Annotated in this window: 13 protein-coding genes; 10 read left to right on the top strand and 3 right to left on the bottom strand. The window is 41.2% G+C overall.

From position 1 onward, the window contains the following. Window positions 1-437 precede the first annotated feature (437 nt). Window positions 438-569, bottom strand: coding sequence for a hypothetical protein (locus PLH26_RS09370; protein WP_324585753.1), 132 nt, complete (start codon window positions 567-569; stop codon window positions 438-440). A gap of 149 nt (window positions 570-718) precedes the next feature. Between PLH26_RS09370 and PLH26_RS09365 the strand changes: the two genes are divergently transcribed. The 8 genes from PLH26_RS09365 to PLH26_RS09330 all read left to right on the top strand — a co-directional run bounded on the left by PLH26_RS09365 (window position 719) and on the right by PLH26_RS09330 (window position 13736). Beyond that, window positions 719-1528 (top strand): type IV toxin-antitoxin system AbiEi family antitoxin domain-containing protein, encoded by an 810-nt coding sequence (locus tag PLH26_RS09365; protein WP_324585752.1) that lies wholly within the window; start codon window positions 719-721, stop codon window positions 1526-1528. After that, complete coding sequence (locus PLH26_RS09360; RefSeq protein WP_324585751.1) at window positions 1525-2313, top strand: nucleotidyl transferase AbiEii/AbiGii toxin family protein; 789 nt, start codon at window positions 1525-1527, stop codon at window positions 2311-2313. Before PLH26_RS09365 ends, PLH26_RS09360 begins: the two co-directional genes overlap by 4 nt. A 233-nt stretch (window positions 2314-2546) precedes the next feature. Further along, window positions 2547-3125: an RNA polymerase sigma factor gene (locus PLH26_RS09355; RefSeq protein WP_324585750.1), complete on the top strand. Its 579-nt coding sequence runs from the start codon at window positions 2547-2549 to the stop codon at window positions 3123-3125. Between the two features lie 241 nt (window positions 3126-3366). Next, window positions 3367-4551, top strand: a complete 1185-nt coding sequence (locus PLH26_RS09350; protein WP_324585749.1) for a FecR family protein — start codon at window positions 3367-3369, stop codon at window positions 4549-4551. A gap of 229 nt (window positions 4552-4780) precedes the next feature. Continuing rightward, entirely contained in the window at window positions 4781-7999 is a 3219-nt protein-coding gene (locus PLH26_RS09345; protein WP_324585748.1) for a SusC/RagA family TonB-linked outer membrane protein, read from the top strand. An 11-nt stretch (window positions 8000-8010) separates the two neighbouring features. Continuing rightward, window positions 8011-9618 carry a RagB/SusD family nutrient uptake outer membrane protein gene (locus tag PLH26_RS09340; RefSeq protein ID WP_324585747.1) on the top strand — a complete coding sequence of 536 codons (1608 nt, stop codon included), beginning with the start codon at window positions 8011-8013 and terminating at the stop codon, window positions 9616-9618. A gap of 22 nt (window positions 9619-9640) precedes the next feature. Continuing rightward, window positions 9641-12637, top strand: coding sequence for an MGH1-like glycoside hydrolase domain-containing protein (locus PLH26_RS09335; RefSeq protein ID WP_324585746.1), 2997 nt, complete (start codon window positions 9641-9643; stop codon window positions 12635-12637). 148 nt (window positions 12638-12785) lie between these two features. After that, complete coding sequence (locus PLH26_RS09330) at window positions 12786-13736, top strand: glycosylase (protein WP_324585745.1); 951 nt, start codon at window positions 12786-12788, stop codon at window positions 13734-13736. A 228-nt stretch (window positions 13737-13964) separates the two neighbouring features. Here PLH26_RS09330 and PLH26_RS09325 read toward each other — a convergent pair whose 3' ends face one another. Then, complete coding sequence (locus tag PLH26_RS09325; RefSeq protein WP_324585744.1) at window positions 13965-14603, bottom strand: trimeric intracellular cation channel family protein; 639 nt, start codon at window positions 14601-14603, stop codon at window positions 13965-13967. Window positions 14604-14865: 262 nt separating this feature from the next. Here PLH26_RS09325 and PLH26_RS09320 point away from each other — a divergent pair, with 262 nt between their 5' ends. Further along, window positions 14866-15594: a GntR family transcriptional regulator gene (locus tag PLH26_RS09320; protein WP_324585743.1), complete on the top strand. Its 729-nt coding sequence runs from the start codon at window positions 14866-14868 to the stop codon at window positions 15592-15594. 16 nt (window positions 15595-15610) lie between these two features. On the opposite strand, the gene PLH26_RS09315 is transcribed toward PLH26_RS09320, so the two are convergent. Beyond that, the gene (locus PLH26_RS09315) at window positions 15611-19183 is read right to left on the bottom strand and encodes a VCBS repeat-containing protein (RefSeq protein ID WP_324585742.1); all 3573 of its coding nucleotides are present in this window, start codon (window positions 19181-19183) and stop codon (window positions 15611-15613) included. A 373-nt stretch (window positions 19184-19556) separates the two neighbouring features. On the opposite strand from PLH26_RS09315, the gene PLH26_RS09310 reads away from it, so the two are divergent. Continuing rightward, a partial coding sequence (locus PLH26_RS09310) for a carboxypeptidase-like regulatory domain-containing protein (protein ID WP_324585741.1) occupies window positions 19557-20676 on the top strand: 1120 nt, incomplete at its 3' end.

Below are 20676 nucleotides of genomic sequence, written 5' to 3'. Positions count from 1 at the left end.
GCTGACTCTTAATCAGCGGGTCCAGAGTTCGAGTCTCTGCGGGGTCACGCAGTGGATCCAATCCCGGCATGCAATTGCCGGGATTTTTTTGCTTTGCAAAAAGCAGAGCGAGAAGTTTATCCCGCCAGGGGGATTCATTGGCTAAAAAGATTACATTGACAAGGTTCACTATTTTGTTACGACAGAAAATGGGCGGGAAGTCTCTGCGGGGTCACGATTTAACGGTTAAGCCTTCAAAGTCTTTTATTTTGAAGGCTTTTTTGTGTTCGATCATTGATCCCTGACAAACCCGGAAAATCATAATCAACTAATATAGAACTTATAATTGAGTTCGAGCACCAAAAGGGTTGATTGATAATAAAACTAATCTTCAAAAGCTTTTTTCCCCAGCCTAAAATACTGGTCAACTGCAATCTTTGTCAGTTTCGTTACAAAGTCTAAAATAATTTCGACTTCATCTTCTGTATTCTGTTACAGCTGCTCCATGCTTTGCCAATATTCATTACCTGAGATGGCGTCATCTTACCTGTGGTTTCAGGAGGATTATCTCCGATATTCTTTCTATTCATAGTTTCTTTTTTAAAATAAAATCTGTGGTGTTGCTGTTGAACGGAAGTATTGAAATCTTTACGGGTAAGACATGATTATGGTTAATTATGTAAGAGTGATTTTTTGCAAAAGTTATCAAAAAATGATACCTTTCGCAAAATTTTACTCTTTGGAAGCCTATTTATCAATAAATGATTGGGTAGAAAATCTTGCATCAAAGGGCAGACATTCTTTTAGCCTTAGTAAGGTTAGGAATGCTTTTGCCAATGATACAGAAGCAGCCATTAAGCTGAAGCTAACAAGATTGGTGGGAAAAAAGAAAATAATATCCATACATAAAGGCTATTATTTAATCATTACTTCTCAATATGCTTCCAGAGGCGTCTTGCCGCCTGCATTGTTCATCGACGGGCTGATGAAATTTTTGGAAAGACCTTACTATGTGGGTTTATTAAATGCCGCTGCATTTCATGGTGCAGCACATCAGCAACCGCAGGAATATTTTGTAGTTACCAATTTCCCGGCATTACGACCAACAATCAAAAAGGGTATCAGGATAAATTATATAAGTAAAAAGGAAGTGCCTGAATTGTATTTGGAAAAAAGGAAAACTGAAACAGGTTCTATCAGCATATCTAACCCCGCATTGACAGCAATGGATTTGGTGCAGTTTGATAAGCGGGTTGGTGGGCTTGACAGGGCGGCTACTGTTTTAAATGAATTGGCAGAAGCTATAAAGCAAGAACAAATAACTGAACAGTTTTTACAAGAAGTGCCTGTTGCAGCTATTCAAAGGTTAGGCTTTTTATTGGAAGTAATCTTAAAGAAAGATATTGGCAAGCATCTTTACGAAGTAAGCCAGAAAGCGGGACTTGATTTTTTCCGTATTCCTCTAAAAACATCAGCGATAAAAAAAGGTTATCCATCAGATGAACGATGGAAAGTGATAGTGAACACAGCAATTGAAATTGACGAATGATACCACAAAGCGATATTATAGAATGGAGCAATACAGTTGCATGGCGAACCAATGAACAGATTGAGCAGGATTTGGTAATATGCCGTGCATTGGTGGAAATATTCAATGACGATTATTTAGCCGGGCATTTAGCGTTTCGAGGTGGCACAGCATTACATAAATTGTATCTACAACCGCAACCACGTTATTCTGAAGATATAGACCTGGTGCAAATGAAAGCAGAGCCAATAGGCGAAATATTGGACAGGCTTAGGACGGTACTTGAGTTCATTGGCAAAGCAAAAGTTGAGGTTGGTGATACAATGGCTACAATGAAATTCAGGTTTGAATCTGAGATAGCCCCGGTTGTACCATTACGGTTGAAGATTGAAATAAATTGCAGGGAACATTTTGCGGAACTGGACTGGGAAAAGAAAGATTTTAGCGTACAGTCAAATTGGTTTGAAGGTTCATGTTCTTTAACCACATATAAGTTGGAAGAACTACTTGGAACAAAAATCCGTGCTTTGGATCAACGGCGTAAAGGGCGTGATTTATACGATTTGTATCAGGCGATCACTAAAAGCAAATTGAATGTAGAATTTATGCTTAACTGCTATCGGAAGTATATGAAGTTTAGTGTTGGAAATATCCCTTCTCAAAAGGAGTTTATACAGAATTTGGAATTGAAATTACAAGATAAATATTTCGTAGGCGATATTGTTGGTTTAATTCGTCCTGGTGAAGTATATGACCACAATGTTGCTTATGAGTTAGTGAAAAAAGAATTGTTTGATGAAATGTAAGTTGGCTTATCTGTCTTAAATCTGTTAATTCCTGTATATGGCTCATGGTTTTGTGATTGTTTTTTCTTCCGGTACCGCGGTGCCGTCTGCTCCCATGATTTCAATCCGTTTAAGCGACCCGGTACAGACCGCAGTAGAACACTCCAGCGCTCCAACCGCGCTTTTTCGGCTTCTTCAATTATAGTATCCATAATTTTATTAGCTTTATACGCTAAACTAACATACTACAAGCATTGCCATACGATATTACTATATTGCTGCAGCAGGTGTCGCAAGACGATGAAGCGGCTTTTCGCAGGGTCTTTGATCATTATAAAGCACCCTTTTATAGGGTTGCCTTTAAGATGACGCATATTGCAGGTGTTGCTGAAGAAATTGTTCAGGAAGTTTTTGTTACGCTTTGGGTAAAAAGAAAGTTAGCAGTCCGGGCAAAAAATCCGGAAGGATATATTTTCACCATTCTTCATAACTGCATATATGCGCATTTTAGAAAGCTTGCGCAGGACAGGCAATTAAAATCAAAGATGGTGCAGGCGGTGGAGGTGAGTGAAAATCCGGTTGAGACCCTATTACTCGAAAAAGAGTACAGGATAATTCTCGAAAAAGTGATCAGTGGGCTTCCTCCTCAGCAGAAGATCGTCTACCAGTTGGCCAAGCAGGAAGGAATAAGCAGGGAAGAGATAGCCAGGCGGTTAAACATTTCTCCTAATACCGTAAGGAATCATCTTGCTGCTGCGGTAGAATATCTGCGGGTTTGCCTTAAAAAGGAGGCCTCTGCTGTAATATGGGCCGTTATCTGGATGTATGTATAAATTTTTGAAACCGGTATTAAATCCGGGAAGTTCCGGTATAGGCATTCTTTTACAGGTAGTTGTTTACTTCAAATGATGCCGCAAAGGCATTATAAAAACCACAGGAAACACTTGTCTTCCTCCTTTCCTGCTGTAGTGGTTTCTGTCTTACTTAAAATTATTTTTACATCACTGGTACATTTTCATTCTCTCCTTCATCATAGATGATAAGGGGAAGAGTATTTCCAAATAAAAAAACAGTATGGGGGCTTCAAAGACCAGGGTAGCATATTTGTTAGAAATTTATTCGGAGGGCAAAGCCTCACCCGAAGAAGAACAGGAGCTTTTTACCTGGGTGATAAAAGGAAATAAAAAGCCTGTAAAGGAGCATATTGAAAAGCTGGTATCTTCTGATCATTTCGGTGATGCGGCTTTAGAGGTAGACTGGGAACGATTGTACCAGCAGGTTTTAAAAGAAACAAATGCCAGGAATATTCGGCCGGTAGTAAGAAAAATGACATGGATACGCTGGGCTGCAGCAGCAATAGTTTTGTTGGCGGGAACAGGGTATTATTTTTTTACGGCCCATAAAGGAAATGATCAAAAGGAATTGACAAGTATTGAGCAAATAAAAATGGATGATATCGCGGCGCCTGACGCGGTTAATGCGGTACTTACTTTAGATAATGGGCAACGCATCATTTTAGATAGTACGGGAACCGGGATGTTGGCGGTGCAGGGATCAGTAAAAGTGATGAAGTTGCCGGATGGGCAAATCTCTTATAGGGGTACCAGTAAAGAAATTCAATACAATACACTGAGCAATCCGAGAGGCAGCAAAGTCATTGGTTTAACACTGGCTGACGGCAGCAAAGTTTGGCTGAATGCAGCAAGTTCCCTGAGGTACCCAACCGCATTTACAGGTAATGAAAGAAAAGTTGAAATAACCGGTGAGGCCTATTTTGAAGTAGCACATGATCCTGTTACACCTTTTATTGTAAGCAAAGATGGAACAACAGTGCAGGTGCTGGGCACTCATTTTAATGTGAATGCATACGATGATGAACATTCCTTGAATGTGACCTTGTTAGAGGGAAGCGTAAGTGTGGGTACCATCTACAGCCGGCAGCCTAAAGTGATCGGGCCGGGAGAGCAGGCACAGGTGGGGAAAGGTGGGGATATTAAACTGGTGAATTCGGTTGATACAGATGAGGTGATGGCCTGGAAGAATGATTTATTTTCTTTTAAAGGAGCAGGCATTGAAAGCATTATGCGACAGGTATCCCGGTGGTACGACGTGGATGTAATTTTTGAAAAACAGGTGACCGAAAAATTTTACGCTGAGGTGTCGAGGAGCACGAATGTTTCCATGCTGCTGAAAATGCTGGAGGCAACCAGGTCTGTGCAATTTAGCATTGAAGGAAAAACAATCAGGGTAACACCGTAAAATTAATTTCGTATCTCAATTAAAGGTTGGAAAGATTGAGTCCAGCTTAAGAAAAAGCCAGCTCCTCTGGAACAGGAACTGGCCAAGCATCTGAGCTGACTCAGTATTAATAAAAACAATTGATGCTGTTTTACTATTTCATCAACTCAAACTAAACAAAGTTATGCCAAATTCCTTTTATAGGCCGCTGTATTTTAATCAGCGGCTTGTTATCAAAACGCTGCGAATTATGAATTTCGTAACCATCCTGCTCCTCGCATGCTGCCTGCAGATAAGTGCGCATGTCAGTTCCCAGGGAATTACGCTGAATGTCAGGAATGCTCCTTTGGAAAGAGTATTCCGTGAGATCAGGAAACAAACCGGTTATACATTCATGTATACCGAAACGATACTGAAAGAGGCAAGGAAGGTGAGTGTGCATGTGAAAAACTCCTCTCTTCAGGAAGCGCTTGCCATCTGTTTTTCTACCCAGCCTTTCACTTATAAGATAATTGACAAAACCATTGTGTTACAGCCCCTGGAGCCCGCAGCAGCCGGTATTGCTTCCGTGAGCACAAAAACACTTCTGCTACCGCCAATTGAAATTCATGGAAGAGTGGTCAATGAGCGGGGCGAACCTCTCCAAAATGTATCGGTATTGGTTACAGCCACTAAGATTGGAGTTGCCACAAATGCCAACGGACGATTTACGCTAACTGCTCCGGATGATAAAAATATTGTGCTGGAAATTTCAAGCGTTGGATTCAAGACAAAGACAGTAACAGTAGGGAAGGAAACTGAAATCAACGTTATATTGGAGTTAGATGTTTCCGGGTTGAATGATATAGTTGTGGTAGGATATGGCAGTCAAAAAAAAATAGAGCTAACAAATGCTGTATCCAGCATAAAATCAGATGACTTTGTAAATGGGGCAATAAATGATGCCGCTCAATTGATTAAAGGGCAAGTAGCCGGGCTTACTGTTATCAATCCGGATGCTAATCCGCTCAGCGTTTCTCAAATTGTATTACGTGGAATTTCCACCCTGGCTTCGGGTACACAGCCTTTGGTTGTAATTGATGGTATCCCTGGATCACTAACAGATGTGGCTCCGGACGATATCCAGTCAATAAGCGTATTAAAAGATGGTTCTGCCGCAGCAATTTATGGAACAAGGGGTACTAATGGTGTTATACTTATTACAACGAAAAAAAACAACGGAAAGGTTGCGGCTACTGTTGAATTGCATAGTTATGTTTCTACACAACGCATAACGAAGACTCTGGATTTTATGGATGCTGATGAATACAGGAAATTAGCGCAAGCGGGCAAAAACGGAGCCATTGATTATGGTTCAAATACAAATTGGCTGGATGAAATATTTCGGAAACCCATTTCGCAAACACATAATATAAGTATCAAAGGAGGAAATGCGAATACAAATTATTTGATGAATATAAATTATAAGGCGCTGGATGGATTGGTGCAGAAATCTGATAATGATGTTTTGAATTATCATATTCGTGCTAATCATTCCATGTTAAACGGAAAATTAAAAATTTACGGTAGTCTGATGGGATTCGATCAAAAATATTTTAATGGGATAAGAGGAGATATTTACCGGCATGCCCTGATTTATAATCCGACAGATCCGGTAAAAGATGCAAATGGAAACTGGACAGAGCATGTTTCTACCTACACACCCAATCCGATGGGTTTGATTAAAGAAACGAAAAGCGAAAATAAGATCACCAATTTTAAACCATCAGTAACAATTACTATCCGGCCCTTTAACAATCTATCAGTTGCAGTATTGGCCTCGAAAGAAATTTCTAACGGAATTGCAGGATACGCTGAATCATTTAATCATTTTAACAGCCTCAATCTCAAAAGAACAGGGTATGCGAGCCGCGACAGTTACCGGGACATGAATGATTTTATGGAAATTACATCCAACTATGTGAATACATTCAGGGATCATAGCCTTACTGTTCTTGTTGGTTACAGCTTTCAGCAAAACGCGTATGAAGAGTTTTCGATGAATAACTATGATTTTCCAAGTGAGTTATATTCTTATAATAATATGGCTTTGGGAAAGGCCTTGTCTGAGGGCAGGGCGGGCATGGGCTCTTATAAAGAAAAATCAAAATTGATTGGATATTTTGGCCGGCTTAATTATAATCTTAGTAACAAATACTTTCTTAATACCAGCTTGAGGTATGAGGGCTCATCAAAATTTGGTGAAAACAATAAATGGGGACTTTTCCCTTCAGTTTCTGTGGGATGGAATATCTCAAAGGAATCTTTTATGGAAGACATAACGCTTTTAAGTTTATTGAAGCTAAGAGCTGGTTTTGGAGTTACGGGCACGGTACCTTCAGCTTCTTATACTTCATTGAGCCGGCTTTCATATGGTGGCAAATACTTTTATAACGGGCAATGGATCTCGGTTATCCAGCCCTCTTCCAATGCAAATCCTGATCTTAGATGGGAAACCAAAGAAGAAATTAATATAGGAGTAGATTTCGGGTTTCTAAAAGACAGGATAACCGGGGCAATTGATATTTATAAGAGAAATACCAAAGATCTTTTATGGGAATACAAGGTTCCAATGCCTCCTTATCTGTTTCCAAGTGTTCTTGCTAATGCCGGCTCAATGGAAAATAAAGGTATTGAGATACAGATAAATGCCAATATCATAAAAGGACCAAATTTTGAGTGGAATACCAACCTGAATTTTTCTACCAATAAGAATAAAGTGATTTCGTTGTCGAATAAAGATTTCAAATTGGAAGGAGGCTTCTTTTACACGGGTAGTACCGGAGAGCCGATACAGAGCACCACGCATATTGTAAGGGAAGGAGAGGCATTAGGTAATTTTTGGGGATATAAATCTGTTGGAATTGATGATAACGGCTACTGGATTATTGAAGATAAAGACGGAAAGTCAAAATCAATTTATGATCAGCAGCCTGATGACAAAAAAATACTGGGAAATGGATTGCCAAAAAATTATTTGAACTGGAATAATACAGTAAACTACAAATACTTTGATCTAACTGTTACAATGCGGGGTGCCTTTGGTTATCAAATACTGAATACGCCGGAAATGTTTTATAGTGTGCCGGTCAGCCTGGCGCGTGGTAATATTATGAAAAACTCCTATGATAATGTTTATGGGAAAAGACCACTTAATGATTTGCAGGAGCTTCAATATTTAAGTTATTATATCGAAAATGGAGATTTCTGGAAGATAGATAATATCACATTGGGATTTACACATAATTTCTTGAAGGGGCCAATGAAAAGTTGCCGGATTTATGCGTCAGGATCAAACCTATTTACCATTACAGGTTATAGCGGAATAGACCCGGAAGTAAATAGTCTGGGATTAAGCCCGGGGATGGATAACAGGGATAGATATCCTTCAACAAGAACATATACGCTGGGAGCTTCATTTAAATTTTAAAATGAAAAAAAATGAAAAAAATATTATCTATAATTTCAATTATCATTACGGTAGGATTCTGCGGGTGCAGCAAAAATCTTTCCGAAGAGGTTTTTTCTGATTTGACAGAAAAAGGTTACAATTATAAGAGTGAAGAAGTTTATAATATTATAGGTTCTGTGTATGCCCATATGAGGGGTTGGCATAGCTTATGGGGTTACTCGGGATTACAGGAGTTTACAACAGATGCTTTAGTGCAGCCTGCCAATGCTTCAGGGTGGAGCGATGGAGGAACGTATTTAAGATTACACCAACATAGCTGGAATGCAGAACAGGGACACCTCGCTGATTTATGGTCGTTTGGTTACCGGGGAGTTCTCCTTTCAAACAGAATAATAGAACAACTTGCTGCAGAGAGTATTCCTGTGCCTCCAAATGTAAGCAGAGAATCCTTAATTGCAGAGATTACAGTTGTGAGGGCTTTATATTATTGGCTTCTGATCGACAACTTTGGTGATGTGCCGTTTATAACAGCTTCAACACAAGAACTCCCTGTTAAAACAGAACGGGCAACTATATATACAAATATTGTTTCAGATATCAATAATGCTATTGAGCATCTAAGCCCCGAAAATAACATTCAAATGTACGGACGGATTAATAAATGGAGCGCCAAAGCATTATTAGCCAACTTATATCTGAATGCCAAAGAATATAATGGCACTGCAGAATTAGACAAATGCATTGCTGAATGTAATGATATCATTTCCTCCGGAAAGTATAGTCTTGAACCCAATTTTGCTGACTGTTTCGATGCGGACAATGAAAATTCCAGGGAAACGATATTAGCCGCACCGTGCGATGAAATTAATGGAGGAAGCATGTTTATAAATGCTACTTTGCATACATCATCAAAGGATAAATACGATTTAAGAACAGGAATGTATGGAGCTTCGAGTGTAAAAGCTGTTTCTCAGTTCATTGATACCTGGGATCCTGAGGATGCCCGCTATAATGCTACATGGGAAAATGGATTACAATACGCATCTGATGGTGTGACCCCGCTGTTATGCGTTTATGAAAAAACAGGTCAGCAATTGAATTACTCAAAAGACCTTCCAAACGGTATATATACCGGAGAAGATGAAGGTTTTAGAATAATAAAGTATAAGCCGGAAATGGGAGCAAGCAATCCCATGAACAATGACGTTATTATCTTTCGGTATGCACAGGTTTTAATGATGAAGGCAGAATGTTTATTAAGAAAAGGACAAGCTGATGAAGCGGCCGATCTTGTAACTCAGGTAAGACAAAGGGCATTTAAGAACAATCCGGGAAAAGCACAGGTTACCGGCGCTCAGTTAACGGGAGACTCAAAATATAAATATGGTTATGTGGAGGATTATAAAATCGTAGACCAGGGAGATACATCACCAGTTGAATTCGGCGGTTTTTATGATGAGCTTGGCTATGAATTTGTTTATGAGTTTACAAGGAGAAGAGATATGATCAGGTTCGGCACATATACTACAAAAAGCTGGTTATCCCACAAGCCGAACGGCAACTATCGAAAAATCTTTCCGATTCCGCAATCAGCTTTAGATGCGAATCCCAATTTAATTCAAAACCAGGGTTATTAACAAGCCACTTCGTTCATTAGGTATGAAACTCATCTATTTAGTTTACCTATCCATATTCTCTATGCTCACTTCTGCTATAGCGCAGATAGATAGCGGATTGAATGATGTTGCGGAAGGATACACCTCATCCACAGAAGTTCTTATTCCAAAGGATTTTCTAACTCCTGCAAATCTGGACAAAGATGGAGATTTTGACTGGTACAGGAATAATATCCCTTTTTTTGACTGCCCCGATGAAGACGGAGGTAACAAAATCAGGCAGGTTTATTATTACAGGTGGCGTGTGTTAAAAAGCCATTTACGGCTAACAGAGAACGGCTATACATTTTCTGAATTTATTAAAGGAGATGGTTGGAGGGGAAATGACATATACCTGAAAAATACGTATTCAGCTATAAACGCTGCAGCCGGACACGTAATTAATGAAAGTAAATGGTTAAGAGACAGCAGGTATGTGGAAGACTATATTAATTTTTTTTTGGAGGGAAACGGCCGGTTACTGGAGTACAGCGACTGGATAGGAGCTGCAGCATACGCTTACTATTTAGTTTCAGGTGATACTGCTTTTATTATATCCAAATTATATTCATTGATCAATCTCTGGAATATTCGTTATAAAAAATATTTTGATCCTGACATTGGACTGTTTTGGCTTACTCCCCAGGAAGATGCTATGGAAAATAATTCAACAGCTTATAAGTATAATAATAATTTTGAAAAAACCTATCGCCCCAGTGTAAATAGCTATGCATACGCACTTGCAAAAACGATTGAAAAAATAGCTACCCTTTCGGGCGATACGATAATAGCAAGTGAGTTCTCTACAAAGGCAATGGATATAAAATCCCATATTTTAAAATCATTGTGGAGCGCAGATGATCATTTTTTTATTGAAAAAATTAAGCGTGACGGGTTGAATGCACCAGCATCTGAACTCATTGGGTTTGTTCCCTGGTATTTTAACATCCCGGATGACAATTCCGCTTACATTACTGCCTGGAACAAGTTAAACGATTCGGTTAATGGCTTTAAAGGGGATTATGGGATGAGGACCATAGAAAAATCCAGTTCCTACTATTTTTATGATTACAAACCAAACACATGTCAGTGGAATGGCCCCTCATGGCCTTTTGCAAGTTCTCTTACACTTACCGCCATGGCCAATGTTCTGCATGATTACGAACACAAAGGGAAGGTAACAAAGGAATTTTATTATGATGAATTGAAAAAATATGCATTGCAACAGTATAAAAGAGGTTCACCGTATGTTGCAGAATCATTTCATCCCGATAAAAACCAATGGATTTGTGATATTGACGAACGAAGTGAACATTATCTTCATTCTACTTATATTGATTTGATCATATCGGGGCTTATTGGGATAAGATTGAATGCTAAAAATGAACTTTTCGTAAGTCCGCAAATTCCGGAAACATGGGATCATTTTTGTATTGAAGATGCGCCCTTCAAGAACAGGCAAATAACAGTTGTTTACGATGTAAGAAGCGATGGAAGTCGGTATAAATTAAAGCAGAAAGAAGAAGTCAGAAGCGGGTTAAGCGTATTTGTTGATGGGATATTAAGTACGTATGCTAAGAAACTAACCAGGGTTAAAGTTCAGGTAACACCTAAATTCATAACGCAGCCGGAACATAAAGTAAATTTTGCTTCGAGTATTTACCCTTTTGAGGGTTATGATAGTGCATACCCTAAGGTTACGGCTTCATATCTTAGGGAACAGATAAACCCAACAACAAAAGAAAATATTTATCTGGCGATTGACAACAAAGTATTTTATGATGCAAAGCCCAACAACCACTTTACTTTTTGGGGCTCCCCAAGCCAGCGCGATTATATTATTATAGATTTTGGAGAAGCTAAAAGAATAAATCAAATCAATCTTTACCTGTTCGAAGATAGCGGCAAAGTAAAGGCCCCGGAAAGCTATCATATCAAATATTCAACGTCAAAAGGTCCTGATAATTTTAAAGACCCGGAAGGAGTTGCTAAAACACCTTTGCTTCCGGTTGGAAACACAATGAATAAAGCTATATTTGAATGGGTTGATGCAAGGAAGGTAAAGATTATTTTTAATCACAACGGGAAGTCAAGAACAGGTATAGCGAATATTCATGCACTTGGGTATAAATATCCCACTTATTTTCCACAAACGAAAGATAAGTGGGGCAATGCTTTGTTCAATCATATTGATATAAATAAAACAGGATATTATACGCTAAAAATAAAATACGTCAATGGATCTGGTTCAACCTCTTATCAAAAGCTTTTAGTGAACGATATTGAGCTTAGGGTTGCGCTCCCGGCAACAAAAGGCTGGGATTTTGTTGAAACCGTTTCTTTGAATATTCCATTAAATAAAGGCTCCAATTCAATAAAATTCATCAACCCGCAACCAGGAAAAGCAGGTATAAGTAACATTTGCATTATGGAAATGACCGGTTTTTCGGATGATTTTGTAAATAACCGGCCCTTTACCGATGCAAGAGGCTGGATCCCGTGGTTGGGGATATGGAGTGTACATGAAGGCAGATATGTCCCGGACAAACGGAAAGAATCAGTTAGTTTGCTTTCCTACAAATTCAATGGCAATTTTACAAACTATACTAATGTAACGCTTTCATCAAACATAAGATTTGAAGAGCGTTCCGGAGGAGCCGGACTGATTTTCAGGGTTTCAGCCCCGGCAGGTAATGCAGGAGCGCTGAAGGGGTATTATGCCGGCATAGATATCGAAAATAAAAGCCTGGTGCTTATAAAATTGGATGGTGATAAAACAAAACTATTATCTTCTTCCCCCATGGCGTTTGCCATGCATTTGGATTACAGGTTAACTATTGTAACTGAAAATGATTTGATCAAGATATTTTTTAATAATGCATCAGAACCACAGATTAAAGTATTTGATTCTTCGTTTAGAGAAGGGCTGGTGGGGCTAAGAGCGCTGAATGTTGGTGCAGCGTATAGTTCCATTATGATTGCTGAAAGGTATCAGGATTAAGGCGAAAGAAATTCGGTTAAAAAAATAAAGCGATATTTCATTTTTAAAATGCTTATGATCAGTTATGAAAAATATAATAAAAACTGTCGCGCTGTTACTGTCACTTCCTGTTTCAATATATGCGCAAAAAGAGGTTTCAGATGTCGTGATGCAAAAAATCTATGATGAAGTAAAAACACCTTATAAATATGGTGTGGTGTTCAAACATCCTGATTCAACAAAAATGATAGACTCGCCAACTATCTTTAAAGAAAAGGGTACCTGGTATATGACCTATATTGTTTTTGATGGACAGGGCTACGAAACATGGCTGGCAAAAAGCGATGATTTACTTCATTGGGAATCGAAAGGGAAAATACTATCGTTTACAGAAAATACCTGGGATGCCAATCAGAAAGCCGGTTACCTGTCACTGGTAAACATTGATTGGGGAGGCGACTATTCTGTGGAGAAATACAGGGGAAACTACTGGATGACCTACCTCGGCGGGAGCGCTTCAGGGTACGAAGCGGGTACATTAAAAATTGGTTTGGCAAATTCCGGAACATTAACTGAAGTAGTTCGGTGGAGTACGGATAATACCCCGCTTTTATCTCCTGAAGATAAAGATGTGAGGTGGTTTGAAAACAAAACCATTTATAAAAGTTTGGTCATCCGGGATAAAGAAAAACACACCGGGCATAACTTTGTGATGTATTATAATGCAAAAGGGAATGAGAATTTTGAGAGCATTGGAATGGCTGTTTCTAATAATATGCGAACGTGGAAACGCTATGGCAAAGAGCCCTTGATTACACAAAGGAAGGGTATTTGCGGCGATGCACAGATAGCAAAGATAGGTGATGTGTATGTGATGTTCTACTTTGGCGCATTCTGGAAACCCGGCGCTTTTGAACGCTTCGCCTGTTCGTATGATCTGATAAACTGGACAGATTGGAAAGGTCCTGACCTTATAGCTTCTTCAGAAAGTTATGATGAGGTGTATGCCCATAAACCCTGGGTTATAAAGTGGAATGACACAATTTACCACTTTTATAATGCTGTAAGTCGTGAAGGACGGGTAATTGCAGTAGCTACATCAAAAGACTTAAAAAAATAATTGAAAAAGCCCTAAAGCTGTTACAGATTATAGAACACTCCGCTGTTCAGGCTTAGATTGACTTCTAAATCGTATTGATACGGACTATTTCAGTTGGTTTAATCGCCTTAGATCTTCCAAAAAGAGTTCGAGTTTTGTACCCAATAGGGTCACAACGTCAGAAAAATACATTTGAAAATCAGTCATTTACGGGCTGACTTTTTTCTTGGGGTGGGATAGGTACTGAGCTCAGTCATGCCCGGCTTTATCATTAGAATACACGGGCAGGTTCCAGTGATAACGCAGCGCCAGTAAACGCAATCCCAGACAAACGATCAATGCAATAATGGAGATCCAGTCGGCAGACAGCCAGTTTAAATAATTTCCTGCAACCACAATGGAGGCCCCTGCGAGGGCAGCAGACGCATAGATTTCTTTTTCCAGTATAACGGGGATCCGGTTGAGCAGCACATCCCGTAGCACGCCGCCCCCAACCGCGGTAATAATTCCCAAAAGAACGGCAACTTCTGCATTGTGACCATAAGCCAGGGTTTTCTGTGCGCCGGTTACTGCAAATAAGGACAGTCCCAATGCATCAAAAAACAATACCGGCCGGTTAAGCCTCCGTACAAAAGGATATAGGCCTATAGTCGTTCCGGCAGCAATTATTGCTGCTACTAAATAACGCCAGTTGGTTAACCCTGCCGGAGGGATGGCGCCGATGCAGAGATCACGGATGATCCCTCCGCCGCATGCCACTGTAAATGCGATAGCGCATATCCCAAAAAGGTCAAGCCCCCGTTGCCTTGCTGCCGTTGCCCCGCTTATTGCAAATGCAAAGGTACCGGCAAGGTCGAGAAAATAATAAAGTGTATGTAGCTTATCCATCTTAAATGCCAGTTGATGCAACCAGGCTAATGCCGCCGTTATCATAGCTTGTAACCGGGAGCCGCATCTATAGCTGCGCGGAGCACCACAAGCTACCTGCTATACGTTTGCATCGTTCAAAAGTATAAATTTGTTATGTTATAAAGGGGTTATCCGGGGTTTATTTAAAGCCGGCTCAAGTGATACCAGTTTGTGACTTTCAAAAATCGTTCCCTTAATTTACAGTCTATAAAAAATGTAATATTGCACCAATATTTCAGACATGAACTTTTCAATTGATCACAAAAACCATATACCACTACACATACAGGCGGAGGAGCTTTTAAGAAAGATCATACGCAGCCCGCAATACGCAAAAGGAAAGCTGCTGCCCAATGAAGTTGAGCTTGCCAAGCAACTGGCCATATCACGAACCACTTTACGACTGGCCATTAATAAGCTCGTATATGAAGGATTGCTTATAAGGAAAAAAGGCGTCGGAACCAAGGTCAGCAACAGTATCGTAAGTTCAAAATCGGTTAACTGGCTGAGCTTTTCGCAGGAAATGGCTGCCCGGAAAATACCCATTGAGAATTTTGAGCTTAAGCTGAGCTGGGTAAGACCGGAAGAAACGGTAGCCAATTTTTTTGAGATCAGGGCAAATAAAAAGGTGCTGAAAATGGAAAGATTAAGGGGGCGCCCCGAAGGACCTTTTGTGTACTTCGTTTCTTATTTTCATCCGCGTGTAGGACTTACCGGCAAGGAAGATTTTCAACGGCCCCTTTATGAAATACTGGAAAAGGATCACCTGGTGGTAGCCAGTCTTTCCAAGGAGGAAATTACCGCAAGAGCAGCCGATAAATTCATTGCCGGCAAATTGAATCTTGCCCCAGGCGCACCTGTGCTGTGCAGGAAAAGATTTGTTTTTGACCAGGGCGACCGTCCTATAGAATACAACCTGGGCTTTTACAGGGCCGACAGCTTTGTATATACCATTGAAAGCAGGAGATAGCAACAGGAAAAATAAATTAAAAATCCAGTTTCCTTGTCCTGCCTTTGCTATCTGAAATGATTACGGAGGCAATATGCTTATCAATACTTAAAAACCTTGCTGATTGCGACAGAAAGGAAAAGCCGTAATAACATTCGCGCCTTTGTTTTTTGCCATCCCTGTAAACCAGTTCCGCGCTTACTTCATGCGGCCGCAGAGGAATATTAATAATATCGTTTTTAAGCGTATGTACTTTCAGCGGGCCTCTGTTTTGTGCCGCTGCCAGCAGGTATTTGTCATTTGCGCCTCTCAATTTTATTAACGCTTTGCCATTACCCGCGATAAAGATGCCGCTTTCAAGGATGGATTGGGGAATGAAATTTCCTTTGCCGTCTCCTTTCAGCATCAAACCATTCAGGGCATCGTAACGGCCTGTTGTGAGTTCCGATCCGTGATCGTTGGTGTTCATTACTATATCAAGGTTGCCATCCCCGTCAAAATCGTCTGCTATCATACCATTCAGGGCCGACAACTGCGCCATAAAGGGGAGGGGGACCAGGGTGAACTTACCGTTGCCATCATTCCTCACATAACATGATGCAAAGTTCGTTGCTTTTAATATCAATGCATCGTTCAGCTCTTCTTGCGTGAACAACCCTTCCATGGTGGCTCTGGCATACGATCTGTAATCCCGGAACCTTACCTGCATGGATGTCATCTGTTTTATGGCATCGTCTCTTAAGTGTGCCGGGAACTCTTTTTTTACGGGCGAATCCTGGCTGGCAGGCAGGTATAAAGACAGGAAGGCATCGTAGCTGCTGTTGTGATCAAAATCTTTGGCATATACCGATACCGGGTACTGTGCGCCGGCCCTATAAAAAGAATTTTGGCCCAGGTTGCCCGCTACATAATCCATATCGCCGTCGTTGTCGAAATCACCCGCTGCAATGCTGTTCCACCATCCCACCTGGTTTAACAACCCGGTTCCGGCAGTTACATTTTTAAAAACACCGTTGTTGTTTTTGAAGAAGGTGAGCGGCATCCATTCGCCTGCCAGCACCAGGTCGGGCCAGCCATCATTGTCAAAATCGGTAAACAGGGCATCGCTTACCAGCCCGATATCGATTAGTTCATTTGCAACTTCGGCGGTTACATCAGAAAATTGTATATGCCCCTTTCGGGAATCGTTCCTGTAAATAAAGCTCGATACAGGTTTAGGGTAACTCCAGGGCTCCACCCGGCCGGCAATAAAAAGATCAGGGTCTCCATCCTTATCGTAATCTGCAGCCCTTACGCACGACTTGCTTGTATAATTCTGTGGCAGCGCCAGGGAATCGGCTGTAAAATTGCCTTTCCCGTCATTGCTAAAAAGCTGGTCACGGTAAGCCGCTGTATTGGGCTTGCTTTCATATCCACCTCTTGCCAGGTAAAGATCCATATCGCCGTCTCCGTCTGCATCAAACAGGATGGTTCCCATATCCTGGTAATGGACATCCCTTATTTCGGTTGGCTGTGTTATTGCTTTCTGTAAAAATGAGCCGTTGTGCTGTTGTAACAAAAGGGTTGTGGCAAACAGAGAATTTCCACCGGCAATGATATCATCCAACCCATCGCCATTCACATCCCCGGCAGCCAGTGACGGGCCATATTCCGAAAATTTGTGGGGCAGTAATTTTTGAATATTAAAATCAATATAATCCATTTGCGCATGTTTATATTGAATACCCAGTGATGCCGTAACGTCCTTAAATAAAGTGCGCTCTGCTATAGCCGGGCGCCGCCAGTTGTAATTGTCTTTTGCATTTTTTTTATTGACCTGTATGGTTTGGTTGGCCGGTACATTTTTTATCAGCTCTTTGCTTCCGTCGGGCCATTTAACAACAAGCGAGTCTACCAGGGTTACGGTGTCAAGTCCGAAATGAGGATTTAACTGTACAGAAGAAAGGTAACCCCGGTAGGGCGTTTGTTCGTATACCTGTAAGTTGTTCCCATAATAGATCTCTATCCATGCGCCGGTTCCGTTTAGGTTTAAGCTATCGCCTGCCAGTTGCACCGATAAATAATGCTTGTTGTTTTCTTTTGAATCCATTAATGTATTCCTGTACACGAAAGCCTTATCGTTGATGTTGTTAATGATCATATCCAGGTCGCCGTCATTATCCAGGTCTGCATATACTCCGCCGTTTGAAAAGGAAGTTTTGTTTAAGCCCCAATCGCCCGACACGTCGCTAAAGCTGCAATTGCCGTTATTACGGAAAGCGTAATTGTGGATTTTTACTTCCGGGATCTGTGCCAGAACGGTAGATTTGGAAACAATGGCCATAGGCTCCTGCCGGTAAACGATAAAGTCGTGATCTGTTATATCTTTAGGAAAACCGTTCGTAACAATGATGTCCCGGAGCCCGTCATTGTCAAAATCGGCAACCAGCGGAGCCCAGCTCCAGTCTGTTTCCGTGATGCCTGAAAAGAAGCCGATATCACTGAAAACCGGGTCGCCGATTGAATCATTTGCGTTTACCACCGGCCCCAGGTTAAGCTGCAGCGTATTCCTTACATACTGATCCTGGTATTTAAAAAAATCATTAAGCTGGTAGATCCGGTAGCTGCCGGCATTCAGCATCATCTTTTTCCGGTAATTGTCTTCGGGGCTCATATCCAGCTCTATTATATCCGATAGTCCGTCGTTATTGATGTCTATGATATCCTGCCCCATCCCGTTCGCAGAAGTATGCTTAAGATAGGATGCGGCTTTGTCTGTAAAAGTGCCGTCATGGTTATTGATGTACAGCAGATCGTTTGCAATAAAATCGTTGGTCACAAAAATATCCTTCCATCCGTCTTTGTTGATGTCTGCAATGGTGGCGCCATGTGCATAACCCTCAATAGTGAGCCCTGCCTCCCGGGTTACATCCGTAAATACAGGATGCCCCGGCAGGCTGTCCATCGTGTTTTTATAAAGCCTTCCCGTACTGGGAAAAGAGCCGTCTGTAATTTTGGGCTTAAAAACCGAAGGGTTTATGTTTGGGGGGATTTCGTTTACCGACAGGTACATGTCGAGATCACCATCGTTATCATAATCAAAAAAAGCGGCCATGGTTGAATGTGTAGTGTCATCCAACCCATAAGCGGCAGCCTGTTCTTTAAAGAAGGGCAGCCCGCTCCGGTCCGGGCCCTGGTTAATGTACAGCAGGTTTTTCCTGCTTTCTGGATCTTTGTTCATAGATACGCAAACGTACATATCCATCCAGCCGTCATTATTAATGTCCACCACGGCTACCCCCCGGCACCATCTGCCATCGCCGCCTGCTCCCGCGCTGTTCGTAATATCTGCGAATTGCAGGTCTCCCTTATTCAGGTACAACCGGTTTGATACCATATTCCCGGTGAAATAAATATCCTGCAGTCCGTCATTATTGAAATCGCCAACGCCAACACCACCGCCATTGTATAAATTGGTTATGTCAATAGGGTTAACAGAATCATTCTCTGCGATCTCATTATTGAAATGAATGCCGGAATGTTCGGGAGATATCAATTGAAAAAGCGCTGCATCCTGCCTGCAGGAAGAAAAGAAAATAAAAAAGAGCAGGCAGTAAAGAATGGATTTCATACACGGATCATTTGACAATAAAGATTGTGGAATGCTCACTAAAAATAATTTTTGGATTCCGGGATGGATCGTAAAAAAGCAGACAAGTATACAAATTGCTGGGGATCAGTATTTTATTAAGCAACCTGTAAAATCTTTCAATACGTGTAATTCATGCCGGCACGCTCCTGATCTAAAAATAAACAAAAAAAAATGTGAATTGTATTTTTTTCTATTATATTTGAATTAAGTACAAATGTATATACATATCTGATCTGTGGTTGACATAACATTATCATGCTGCTTATGCATTACCTGCCCCTGTTACAGAATGAATACCCTTAAAAAACTTGCTGACTGAACGGATTTTTTTAAAAAAAATTAATTGCTTGTTATGAACTTAAAACTCCTGCCGCGCAATTGGCGTACAGCTGGTTGTATCCTTTGCGGACTCCTGTTCCCCTTTTTTTTACTTGCCGCGCCGGCGGCCAACAATGAACGATCGCTAAAGCACACTGATGAACCATCCGGCGTGGGTGCAGACCATGCTTCTAACTTTCAGGCCATACCTGTTTCCGGTAAAATAACAGACGGGAACGGTGTTGCCATAGCGGGGGCGAATGTGCTTGAAAAAGGCACCAGCAACGGTGTTATTTCAGATGCAAACGGAAATTACAGCTTAAATGTAAAGAGCAGAAGCAGCACGCTGGTTTTTTCTTTTGTAGGTTACGCAACCAAAGAAATAAGGGTGGGCGCTCAGTCAAACCTGAACATTCAGCTGGAGTCTGCTTCACAAAGCCTGGAAGATGTGGTTGTGGTGGGTTATGGTACGCAAAGAAAATCAGAACTTACCAATGCCGTGGTACAAACAACCGGCGCGGAGGTAAAAAAGTCAATGAATCTTTCTGTATCCAATTCTTTAGCCGGCAGGTTACCCGGTTTATTTGTATCCCAGCAAAGCTCTGCCCCGGGTTTTGATGATGCACAGATACTGGTAAGGGGCGCCAAAACCTACAGGAATACTTCCGCCCTGATCGTAATAGACGGCGTGGCCAATGCAGACCCGGATGGCTTGAACCGTTTGGATCCCAACGACATTGAATCCATCTCTGTTTTAAAAGACGCATCAGCAGCTATTTATGGTGCACAGTCTGCCGGTGGGGTAATCCTGGTCACCACAAAACGGGGCAAGTCCGGAAAAGCTGCATTTGACTTTAGCACCTCGTTCGGATGGCAGTCGCCTGCTGCAAAAGTAAAGTCAGGAGATGTATTTGAATATATAGATGTATTGAACAAAAGAAGGGAACTGGAAGGCACCACGCCCGATTTTCCGCAGGAAGTGATTGACGCATTTAAAAATGGTACAAGAAGAGCGGAGAACTGGTATGATGCACTGGTGGACGCACCTGCTCCACAAAACCGGCAGTCCATCACCATGCGTGGCGGTTCCGGCAAAGTAAGATATTTTGTATCGCTTGGTACAGCCTACCAGGGCGGCATTATGAGGGGTGATG

This window comes from Agriterribacter sp., from assembly GCF_035444585.1.
In the GTDB taxonomy this organism is placed as follows: Bacteria; Bacteroidota; Bacteroidia; order Chitinophagales; family Chitinophagaceae; genus Agriterribacter.
This window is presented reverse-complemented; position numbering and strand designations above follow the sequence as displayed.